Annotated in this window: 11 protein-coding genes and 1 pseudogene; 8 read left to right on the top strand and 4 right to left on the bottom strand. The window is 42.5% G+C overall.

Annotated features, from left to right (window positions below; translation table 11 throughout):
- Window positions 1–120 precede the first annotated feature (120 nt).
- Complete coding sequence (locus AB4180_RS21750) at window positions 121–582, bottom strand: chemotaxis protein CheX (RefSeq protein ID WP_009847897.1); 462 nt, start codon at window positions 580–582, stop codon at window positions 121–123.
- A 17-nt stretch (window positions 583–599) separates the two neighbouring features.
- A complete protein-coding gene (zur, locus tag AB4180_RS21755) occupies window positions 600–1,055 on the bottom strand; it encodes a zinc uptake transcriptional repressor Zur (protein ID WP_012603115.1) in 456 nt (151 codons plus the stop codon).
- Between the two features lie 251 nt (window positions 1,056–1,306).
- On the opposite strand from zur, the gene AB4180_RS21760 reads away from it, so the two are divergent.
- Window positions 1,307–1,486 (top strand): hypothetical protein, encoded by a 180-nt coding sequence (locus AB4180_RS21760; protein WP_102250088.1) that lies wholly within the window; start codon window positions 1,307–1,309, stop codon window positions 1,484–1,486.
- A 193-nt stretch (window positions 1,487–1,679) separates the two neighbouring features.
- Here the strand turns inward: AB4180_RS21760 and AB4180_RS21765 are convergent, their stop codons facing one another.
- Window positions 1,680–2,684: a DUF4062 domain-containing protein gene (locus tag AB4180_RS21765; protein ID WP_102250083.1), complete on the bottom strand. Its 1,005-nt coding sequence runs from the start codon at window positions 2,682–2,684 to the stop codon at window positions 1,680–1,682.
- 112 nt (window positions 2,685–2,796) lie between these two features.
- Window positions 2,797–3,041 (bottom strand): annotated as a pseudogene (locus AB4180_RS21770) (tyrosine-type recombinase/integrase); the annotation flags it as partial.
- 223 nt (window positions 3,042–3,264) lie between these two features.
- Between AB4180_RS21770 and dusA the strand changes: the two are divergent.
- The 7 genes from dusA (at window position 3,265) to AB4180_RS21805 (ending at window position 10,537) form a co-directional block, all read left to right on the top strand.
- Window positions 3,265–4,266, top strand: coding sequence for a tRNA dihydrouridine(20/20a) synthase DusA (gene dusA / locus AB4180_RS21775; protein ID WP_102250084.1), 1,002 nt, complete (start codon window positions 3,265–3,267; stop codon window positions 4,264–4,266).
- 253 nt (window positions 4,267–4,519) lie between these two features.
- Window positions 4,520–4,741: an envelope stress response protein PspG gene (gene pspG / locus AB4180_RS21780; RefSeq protein ID WP_009847904.1), complete on the top strand. Its 222-nt coding sequence runs from the start codon at window positions 4,520–4,522 to the stop codon at window positions 4,739–4,741.
- 135 nt (window positions 4,742–4,876) lie between these two features.
- Window positions 4,877–5,599 (top strand): TIGR04219 family outer membrane beta-barrel protein, encoded by a 723-nt coding sequence (locus AB4180_RS21785; RefSeq protein ID WP_081326142.1) that lies wholly within the window; start codon window positions 4,877–4,879, stop codon window positions 5,597–5,599.
- 222 nt (window positions 5,600–5,821) lie between these two features.
- The gene (locus tag AB4180_RS21790) at window positions 5,822–6,052 is read left to right on the top strand and encodes a hypothetical protein (protein WP_004735813.1); all 231 of its coding nucleotides are present in this window, start codon (window positions 5,822–5,824) and stop codon (window positions 6,050–6,052) included.
- A 123-nt stretch (window positions 6,053–6,175) separates the two neighbouring features.
- A complete protein-coding gene (locus AB4180_RS21795) occupies window positions 6,176–8,041 on the top strand; it encodes an assimilatory sulfite reductase (NADPH) flavoprotein subunit (RefSeq protein ID WP_102250085.1) in 1,866 nt (621 codons plus the stop codon).
- On the top strand, window positions 8,041–9,768 hold the full coding sequence (gene cysI, locus AB4180_RS21800) for an assimilatory sulfite reductase (NADPH) hemoprotein subunit (RefSeq protein ID WP_102250086.1): 1,728 nt from the start codon (window positions 8,041–8,043) through the stop codon (window positions 9,766–9,768). Before AB4180_RS21795 ends, cysI begins: the two co-directional genes overlap by 1 nt.
- Window positions 9,761–10,537 carry a phosphoadenylyl-sulfate reductase gene (locus AB4180_RS21805; protein WP_102250087.1) on the top strand — a complete coding sequence of 259 codons (777 nt, stop codon included), beginning with the start codon at window positions 9,761–9,763 and terminating at the stop codon, window positions 10,535–10,537. The genes cysI and AB4180_RS21805 overlap by 8 nt, the downstream gene beginning before the upstream one ends.
- The last annotated feature ends 528 nt before the right edge of the window (window positions 10,538–11,065 follow it).

Here is an 11,065-nt window from a genome sequence, read left to right on the forward strand (position 1 = left end):
TCTTAAACGATCGGCATTAAACCTTTCGGTTGGCGTTTTTTATGTCCGTTGATTTTACGGCAATAAAAAAAGGCTGACGTATGTACGTCAGCCTTTCGCTTTTTATTTACTCGATTGTCTCTATTCGAAACAGATCTCGATGAAAGCATTACCCCACTGAGATGAGAAAGGCATGATGATGATTGCGCCTTCACACTTGTGACGAATAGTATGGCCTTTACCTGAAACCACGATTGGCGTTGCCATATCGAAGTCAAAGCCGCTTTCTGCAAGAATACGCTTTGCGCCACCGGTTACCATGTTAGTGATTTCACCCACCATGTCGGTCACTTCTTCGTTCAAACCGTTTGGTCGTTCACCTAGCATGTTTTCCATGATTTCTAGAGCAAGCCCTTCATCAAAGGTGATCGACATTGAGCCACGAGACTGTGTACCAACCATACCAATTAGGCCGGACACATCACCACGAGCGATTTCATCTTTCTTCACTCTTGGTTTCTGAGGCTTTAATTCTAGAGATGCCATCGTTTTTAGTACGTTCATCAAAGAAGCTAAAAACGGGTTTACAAATTCAGCGCGCATAATGTTCTTCTATAATCTTATTCTTTCATTTCGGAGGAGCAAGTTTGGCAAATGCCATGTGATTCAATGACATGGTTGGTCAACTTGAATCCATGCTGCTCGGCGTTACTCGCGAGTAGGGCGACAAGCGCATCGTCTTGTAATTCTATCACAGTGCCACATTTATCGCAGATCAGTAATTGGGAAAAATGCGTGTTGGCATTGCAAGAGCAGCAGCATATAAAGCTATTCGTTGACTCAACTCGGTGAATGAACCCTTGCTCTAACAAAAAATCCAAAGCGCGATAAACTGTAGGAGGCTTGGCTTGCGGTTCACTGACTTTCAATTGCTCTAATAATTCATAAGCACTGGAGGCTTTTTTATTAGATAGGATAAGCTCAAACACTCGCTTTCTTTGGGGTGTTAGCCTAACACCTCGCGATACGCATATCCCTTCAACTTGCTCTATTAATGTGTGGTCCAAATTTTTCACCGTTCAATCAAACATCCCCATTCAGCCCCTATTGCTAGGTAACCTTGTTTGAGGAGACATTGATTTTATTAAAGTCAGGTACAGAGCGTATTGTGACCTACGACTTTGAATAAGACAAGGTAACTCAAAACGACAGTGTGACTCAAGGTATAACTGATTAATCAAGCTGAATTAGAGATCTGGTGAATGAGTTTAAAAATATCAAGTGCAACAATATGCTTATTGGGCGAAAGTTCTCAATCGACATTCGCCTGTCATCGGCTAAAAAGGGTTTAGCGTTATCTGGCGCAGGAGCGGTTTTGGTAGCTGGTCACCCTGAACTTATCACCGCGAGCGTATCGGCAGATGGTGTTCAATTCGGTGGCATTATTGGCGCAAGTGCTCCAATAGTATTTGGCCTATGGGAACCCCTACGCAGTGAGTTTAAGTGATGGCGAGTATCAAACAATAATAGTTGCCGTTGTTAGTGCCTTGTCTAGCGGTGTAGGAGTGGGCATCACACTTAAAACGGACGTTAAGTGGCTGCGACTAATGATGGAGAAGATGGATGAGCGTTTGACTAGGTTAGAAAATAAAAGCTCTGTGTAGAGCTTTTATTTTATTGGATGATTTTTAATTGACTTGTTAGAAAGGGATATCGTCTTCAAAGACTGCTTGTGGGTTTTGTGGGTTGTTTTTTTTCACAGACCATACTTTATCCCTTTGTTGTGTTTGCAATTCAGCAACTGTTATGAATTCATCAGCCCAGTTTTCTGGCGTGAATACTTTTAAGTTGCCTTGTTCGTCAAATATCATTTGAGACACAATTACATTTGAGCCGTTCTTTATATAATCGATAGAGTCTTCATCAAACAAATCCGAATCATAATATCCATAAGTCTCAAGAAGTTCTCGTAACTCCTTTTTGTTCTGGAAAAAGACTCTGTGGCCTAAAGATATCTTTTTACGCAAATCATCAAAGGCTGGATGATTATTCATCAGAATGTTTTCTATTGCCTTATTACCTTTGTCTTTTTCTTTTGTCAGATAGGTTACCAAAGACTTTAAGGTTGACGATGTATTGTTTATCTCGTCGATAATATTGAGTTCACGTTTTCTGATTTCTTCACTAAGTAGCCTTTGGAATAAACCTGCCCATTGTTCTTTGAGATGGCTGGTTATGTCCATTACAGAGTTAAATGATTGTATTTGGTTATTGTTAGGAAGGTTAAATAACTCATCAATAAATTTGAAAACTCGTGAATCGTCGACCGAAGCATAGTTAATTGAGTTATTATCTTTATTGGCTTGATAGGTTCTATACTCTGTCAAAACCTGATGGTCTATGAAAATATATAGTTGTTTTCCTTTCTTTATAGCGCTTTGTAGCTCTACATTTGAAACAGAATAGCCTGTATTTTCTCTCGAGTCTGAACCATATCGACCACCAACTATCCCTACTACGATGTCACAGAGTTCAATTTCCTTGTAACAATAGCTTTCAAGTTTCTCTTCTGAACCATAAGGAATATGTCCTTTTTCGTTCAAAACAGGGTCATAACCTTGCTCTTCGATGAAACGTTGAAGATCGGCGCGTACATATTTCAAATCGTAGTAAGTTGAGCTAACAAAAACCCTTGGCCGTGCCATAGACAAAATCCTTTAGTGATGCATGCTATGCATTTTTTTGCTCGTATTTTATTGGTTAATTAATATGGTGGCAATAAAATAGAGTGCCTGGTTTTACCGGAAGATCAACTTGTTACGCTTTATGGTGCAGTTTGTGAGGGAACAACTGCGTATAAACTTGCCACAAGATATTCAAGTTCCTATGTCCAGTCACTTGAGCAACTTCTTCAATAGAGTAGCCCTTTTCAAATAAACGACTTGCTCCCTCTCTTCTTAGGTCGTGATACCTCAAATCCTCAATACCCACTCGTTTCTCACTCTTTGAAAGCCTCCACTAACACTGTGCGAGTTGTATGGGAAAATAAGTTGGTCTTTGTTCCTGAATGTTTTCGATTCCCTGTGTATAATCGCCCAATTATTTTTGACTACAATGTCCACTGTGAAGCGTGATTCATCGCTTTGAAGTGTTCTTTTTTAATGCTAGATGCCTTCGTTCCACTCCATCAATACGTACGTATAGGCGTACTGAGTGGATGAGTTTGCGGCTGAACTAGCGAGTTTCTGTATATAAATGCAGTGTATAGATTTTGAGTAACGCTTTATGAAACCTGACAATACCAGTAAATACGCGGCTAACCGCTTATCCGTTGCACCCATGTTGGATTGGACTGACCGCCACTGTCGTTACTTTCACCGTTTGCTATCTCAGCAGACGCTTCTGTACACGGAAATGGTCACAACTGGTGCGATCTTACATGGTAAGGGCGACTTTCTAGAGTATAACGAGCAAGAACACCCATTAGCTCTTCAACTTGGTGGTTCAAACCCGGTTGATTTGGCGGCTTGTGCCAAGCTTGCTGGAGAGCGTGGCTACGATGAAGTAAACCTCAATGTAGGTTGCCCTTCAGACCGAGTTCAGAATGGGCGCTTTGGTGCTTGCCTAATGGCTGAGCCTGAGCTGGTGGCAGATTGTGTGTCAGCGATGAAAGAAGTCACGGATATTCCAATTACGGTAAAAACGCGTATTGGTATCGACGACCAAGATTCTTACGAGTTTCTGACTAAGTTTGTTTCTACTGTTTCTGAAAAGGGCGGTTGTGAGCAATTTACTATCCATGCGCGTAAGGCGTGGTTGAGTGGCCTTAGCCCGAAAGAGAACCGTGAGATCCCACCGCTAGATTACGATCGCGCGTACCAAATCAAGAAAGACTTCTCAGATCTTGTGATTGCGGTAAATGGTGGCATCACTACATTAGAACAAACTAAAGAGCACTTGCAGCACCTTGATGGTGTGATGATCGGTCGTGAGGCATACCATAGCCCGTTTATCTTGGCTGAAGTTGATCAGCAGCTCTTCGGTTTAGACACGCCAATCAAGAAGCGTTCACAAGTGGTTGAAGAGATGTACCCGTACATTGAGCGTCAGCTTTCGAATGGAGCGAGCCTTGGTCATATCTCTCGTCATATGCTTGGTTTGTTCCAAAGTATGCCGGGTGCAAGACAATGGCGTCGTTACATCAGTGAGAATGCACATAAGAAAGGCGCGGGCATTGAGGTGATTCAGACGGCATTGGCTAAGATCCCTAAAGAGCTAAACGTATAGACACCCTCAAGATTAAAGCAAAAGCCAAAAGCTAAGAATTAAAAGTTAGAAGCTTAAGGTTTAAATAACAAGGCTAAATTCGCCATTAGAGGCTAAATTTACCATTGTGAGTTTCCGAAAAGCCACGCATGAAGATGTGTGGCTTTTTATTTGCCTGATAAATAAGGAGTTTGTGGTTGTAGCTAACTTGGTATGGAAGCTGCAATGTTAGAAAGTAGGAAAGATAGGTCATGAACTCATTAGGGAGACCATTATGTTTGAATTAATCTTTGTTCTTATTTTCGTCGCAACTTTACTCGTTACTGGTATTACGTTTATGACGGTACTAGCGGCAACCGGAATCGCGTTAGCGGTCATGCTGGTCTTAGGTATGATGGGCGTTGTGTTTAAACTGCTGCCTTGGCTGATCGTGATTGCAGTGGGTGTGTGGTTTTTCAAAAACTATGTACACAGCTCTAACCAAAGACGTTATTAAGGTCATCGTGTCGTCAAATCTTTACTCGTCAGCGGTTTATCGTTTTAGAATTTAAGATGTGTGGTAGAATTTTCCCCAATAATCTATGAATGTGCATACAATTAGCACAACGATATGGAATTGGAGCTATCTCAAATGAATAAAATGCCATTAATTGCTTTAGTGGGAATGCTTTCTTTAAGCTCGGCAGTGTCCGCTGAAGAAGAGTTTTCTTACACGACTAAGATCGGTGCTGATATGTGGTGGGGAAGTACAAAGCTGAATGAAGCTAGGTCGAGTGACTCAAACTCACCTTCGTTGTATTTCGCATTTGAGCATAATGCCCCTAAGCTGCCAAATGCGAGTTTCCGCTACTCTACTGTTGATACAACATTGTTAGCGTTTGATAAGTATGACTACACGTTCTACTACACAATGTTGGATCACAAGTTGATGAACTTCGATGCGGGTGTGACATTTACTCAGTATGCGAACTCACATTACAAAGATCCGTACAGTTCGAAAACGACAAGTTTTGATGAGTTTACTTGGAGCTTCTACGGTAACGCAGAAATCAATGTCCCTAATACTCACCTTGATATCATTGGTACGATGGAATTTGGTGATAGCAACGGTATTAAGAGTACCGATTTGATGGCGGGTGTTCAGTACCGTATTCCAGTGGCAGATACTGAAATAGCACTTCGTGGTGGCTATCGTGTGATCGACCTTGATTCGGACAAATTCTTCTCTTCAGAGCTGAATAAACCTCTTGAGACGGACAAAGAACCTGATCCTTTGGATGACCCAAAGCCAGGGCCACCTAAATCGTTTGTTATGGTTGATGGTTGGTTTGCTGGCGTAGAAGTACGCTTTTAGGCAATTAAAACGAATCTAGAACGAAATTTACGAACGTCACTTTATTAAGTGGCGTTTTTTTATATCTATTGGTTATACCCAAGCATCTTGAAGTTACTTAGGTATATACTTTTCTGGAATTAGTTAGCACATTCATCACTTTCGACCATCCTTAATACAGAGACCTAATTAGCGTCTATTCTTATAAGGTCTATGTTGTGAGGTCAAAGCAAGGGATGGAATATGACACTCAATGAATTACGAAATTTATATCGAGAAAATCTGTTGGTTGAAGCGATCATAGAGCCCTCAATTCAAGAGGGGTCTTGGGTTGTGGAGTTTCGCCATATGGGCGGTGGCTTTGTTTTGCTTACTGATGTTCATGGTGAAGAGTGTCATTACGCGGATTTAGACCTAGCATCTAAGTCGGCAATGGCGGTTGGCTTTCAACAAGTTCGTATTGAAAACCAGTAACTCAATTGACGTTTCAATCGGTTTTTACTTCCAAAAAGTTATAAAACATACTTTTCTATTCTTTCTTGTTATTAAAAGGAGTGGTTAATCTATCGTCACGCAATGATTAGGGATGTCGTGACCATGTCTTTAAATAAGAAAGAGTCTTCACAAAATAATAATGCACAGTCTGGGGCTAATGAGTTACCTGGGCTAGCAGCACCACTTAATGACCAACAATTAGGTCATCTTCAGCAAACTGTTTCTGAATTATCTTCTCAACAACTGGCATGGGTCAGTGGTTACCTTTGGGGTGTGAGCCAAACTCAGCCTGTGGGTGCCGCCGCGCCAATCGCTCAAGCAGCCGCTGCAGTAGCCGCAAAACCTGCGGGTAAGCTCAGCATTATCTTCGCATCCCAAACCGGTAATGCGAAAGGTGTCGCTGAATCGCTTGAGGCAGAAGCGAAAGCCTTGGGGATTGCTGTCGAGCTTTTCGATGCAAGTGATTATAAAGGTAAGAACCTAGCCAAAGAGACACACGTCATTTTTGTAGCTTCAACCAATGGTGAGGGCGAAGCCCCTGATAACGCTATTGAGTTGCATGAATTCCTTCAATCGAAGAAAGCGCCAAAATTATCAAACCTACAATACGGTGTGATCGGTTTAGGCGACTCAAGCTATGAGTTCTTCTGCCAAACGGCTAAAGACTTCGATAACTTCCTCGCTAAGCTTGGTGCTAAATCGTTTGTCGACCGTCTTGATTGTGATGTTGATTACGAAGAGTCAGCAACGGAATGGCGCGCTAAAGCATTAGAGCAAGTAAAAGAGACGCTATCGACAGGCACTGAAGCCGATGTAGTTCAGTTGCCCGTCGGTCAAGCGGCTGCCGGTCATTCGCAATACACCAAGCAAAACCCATACACCGCGACACTATTAACGAGCCAAAAGATCACCGGTCGTGATTCGGGTAAAGATGTTCGTCATATCGAGATTGATCTTGATGAGTCGGGTATTACTTACCAACCGGGTGATGCGCTAGGCGTATGGTTTGAAAACAGTTCAGAACTCGCAAATCAGATTCTTTCTAAAGTTGGGTTGTCTGGTATCGAAAGTGTCGATGTCGATGGTGACAACTTGTCTGTGCATCGCGCACTCGTCAGCAAATTCGAGATTACCTCTTCAAACCCTCAACTTGTGACTAAGTTTGCAGAGCTATCAGGCAGCAAGAAGTTAATCAAGTTGGTGGAAGATAAAGACAAGCTTCGTGAATACGCGGGTAATACTCAAGTTGTCGATGTTTTAGCTGAGAAGAAAACCAAGCTATCGGCTGATGAATTGATTGGCCTACTACGTAAGTTAACTCCACGTCTCTACTCTATTGCGTCAAGCCAAGCAGAAGTAGATGAAGAAGTTCACTTGACGGTTGGTCTTGTTGAATACCAAAAGGGCGATGAATCTCGTCTGGGTGGTGCTTCAAGTTTCTTAGCTCAACGCCTTGAAGAAGGTGGTGAAGTTAAGGTGTTTGTAGAGAACAACAATAACTTCAAACTGCCGCAAGACGACAACACACCAATCATCATGGTTGGCCCGGGTACAGGTATCGCACCTTTCCGTAGTTTTGTTCAAGAGCGTGAAAACAATGACGCTGAAGGTAAAAGCTGGTTGTTCTTTGGTGACCGTACCTTTACTCAAGATTTTTTATATCAAGTTGAATGGCAGAGGTATCTTAAATCTGGTGCATTAACCAAGCTTGATGTTGCGTTTAGTCGTGATCAAAAAGAAAAGGTTTATGTTCAAGACCGATTAATTGAGCAGGCAGAGCAGGTTTGGCAATGGCTTCAAGAGGGCGCGTACCTCTATGTATGTGGCGATGCAACTCGAATGGCAAAAGATGTTCATGAAGCGTTGGTTACGATAGCGGAAAAACATGGCAATCAGAGCCGAGAACAAGCTGAACAATATATTAATGATTTACGTAAAGCGAAACGTTACCAAAGGGATGTGTACTAATGAGCAAGCAAGTAATAGAGCAAGAAGTGCTAGGTCAAGTACTGGGACCTTTGGCTGACAATGAACGTCTGAAGCGTGAAAGTAAAAACCTTCGCGGTACGATTGAACAAGATCTTGAAGACCGTATCACTGGTGGTTTTACCGCAGATAACTTTCAACTGATCCGTTTCCACGGTATGTATCAACAAGACGACCGTGATATTCGTAATGAACGTACCAAGCAAAAGCTAGAACCTTTACATAACGTAATGCTTCGTGCGCGTATGCCTGGCGGCATCATCACTCCTAAGCAGTGGCTCGCGATTGATAAATTCGCAGATGAAAGCACCTCTTATGGTTCTATCCGTCTTACAACTCGTCAAACCTTCCAGTTCCATGGTGTGTTGAAGCCGAACATTAAGTTAATGCACCAAACACTAAACAGTATTGGTATTGATTCCATTGCGACCGCTGGTGATGTAAACCGAAATGTTTTGTGTACCACAAACCCGGTTGAGTCCGAGCTACACCAAGAAGCTTATGAGTGGGCGAAAAAGATCAGTGAACACCTATTACCTAAGACTCGTGCTTATGCTGAGATCTGGTTAGATGGTGAAAAGCTAGCAACAACGGATGAAGAACCTATCCTAGGTAGTAACTACTTACCGCGTAAGTTCAAGACGACGGTTGTAATTCCTCCGCAAAATGACGTAGATGTTCATGCTAACGATCTTAACTTTATCGCGATTGCTAAAGACGGAAAGCTGGTGGGCTTTAACGTATTAGTGGGCGGTGGTCTTGCAATGACGCACGGCGATACTTCTACTTATGCACGTAAAGCTGACGACTTTGGTTTTGTGCCATTAGAGAAAACGTTAGATGTAGCGGCAGCTGTTGTGACGACACAACGTGACTGGGGTAACCGTTCGAACCGTAAGAATGCCAAAACCAAATACACACTCGATCGTGTTGGTATTGATGTATTCAAAGCAGAAGTAGAAAAACGTGCAGGCGTTGAGTTTTCTGAAAGTCGTCCTTATGAGTTTACTGGCCGTGGCGACCGTATCGGTTGGGCGGAAGGCATTGATGGTAAGCACCACTTAGCGTTATTCATCGAAAATGGTCGTTTACTTGATTTTCCGGGTAAAGCGCTGAAAACAGGTGTTGCTGAAATAGCGAAGATCCACAAAGGTGACTTCCGCATGACAGCGAACCAAAATCTCATTGTTGCAGGTGTACCTAAGAGCCAAAAGGCACAAATTGAAAAGCTGGCACGTCAATACGGTCTGATGGATGATGCCGTTTCAGAACAGCGCAAGAACTCAATGGCGTGTGTGGCATTCCCAACATGTCCGTTAGCAATGGCAGAAGCCGAACGTTTTCTTCCTGAGTTTGTAACGGATGTTGAAGACATTCTGAAGAAACACGGGTTACCAGAAGAAGATAACATCATCCTTCGTATTACAGGCTGTCCAAACGGCTGTGGTCGTGCAATGTTGGCTGAACTGGGTTTAGTCGGCAAGGCTCCGGGGCGTTACAACATGCACTTAGGTGGCAACAAAGCCGGAACTCGTATCCCGAAGATGTATAAAGAGAACATCGCGTCAGCTCAGATTTTAGAAGAGATTGATTCGCTGGTGGGACGTTGGGCTACAGAACGAACGGATAATGAAGGGTTCGGTGATTTTACAATCCGAGCTGGCATCATCGAAGAGGTGATCATTTCAAAGAGGGATCTGCATGCATAATTCTGTCGCTTCAAAACTGAAGTTAGCAGAGCTACTCGCATTGACTAAGACGGAGCAGATACTTCGTCTTGGACAAATTAATGCTGAGTTAGAGCAGCTAACCGCATTAGAAAGAGTGAAGTGGGCTCTGGAAAACTTAGAAGGAACGCATGTGGTGTCTTCTAGTTTCGGAATTCAAGCAGCATTGATGCTGCACTTAGTGACTCAAGCCAAACCCGATATTCCAGTTATTCTGACAGACACCGGGTACCTATTCCCAGAAACGTATCGCTTTATAGATGAGTTAAGTCAGAAATTGACTTTAAACCTTCAAGTCTTTCGCGCACAACAGAGCTCTAATTGGCAAGAAGCGCAATATGGCAAACTTTGGGATCAAGGTATAGAAGGAATAGAGAAGTATAACAAGCTTAATAAAGTCGAACCGATGAGAAGAGCGCTGGATGAACTAGAGGCTGGCACTTGGTTTTCAGGGTTGCGAAGAGAGCAATCTCAATCGCGCGCAAACTTGCCGATCTTATCTATCCAAAATGGTGTGTTTAAGTTCTTGCCAGTAATAGATTGGACAAATAAAGATGTTCACTATTACTTGGAAGAGCATGGCCTTAGTTACCACCCACTTCGTGAGCAGGGGTACCTTTCTGTTGGAGATACTCATACGACTAAGAAATGGGAACCGGGTATGACTGAAGAAGAAACCCGTTTTAATGGCCTAAAAAGAGAATGTGGTCTCCATGAAGACGATGGAGAGCAATATGGCTCTGGGATTTAGACTCATTGCCATTTAAAAAGCTGCCATAAGGCAGCTTTTTTGTTTTCTAGGATGAAAATTAGAGCAATTGTGGATAAGTCTGTGGTTATTCTGTAGGTACTTTGTAGTTAAACTTGCACAAATAAGGCTTTGAGTGTTTATTCGTCATCTAACCGTTATTTTTGCAATTTTTGGCAATAAACACTTGCCAATGTGAGGAACATCTCTATAATGCCGCCTCACTGACACGGTAGACGCCACAAGGCTTCAGCGAAGAATGTTAGTAAGGCAACTAGCTTTAAGCGATAATTCGCTTCTACTTTTAGAAAGTAGAAATTAATTTTCAAAAGTGTTTGACACTGAGAATTAAAACGCTAGAATGGCCGCCTCTTCCGAAGTGATGTAAGTCACAACGAAGAGAAGCTCTTTAACAATTTAAACCTATCAATCTGTGTGGGCACTCGTTGATGAATATCAAAACGTTATTGGTTCTTTTTCGAAAGAGCGTAATAACAGTTACTTCGGTAACAAATTGATTTCAATGAACTG

The sequence above is a fragment of the Vibrio sp. 10N.286.49.C3 genome (genome assembly GCF_041469545.1).
GTDB classification, from domain to species: Bacteria; Pseudomonadota; Gammaproteobacteria; order Enterobacterales; family Vibrionaceae; genus Vibrio; species Vibrio tasmaniensis_A.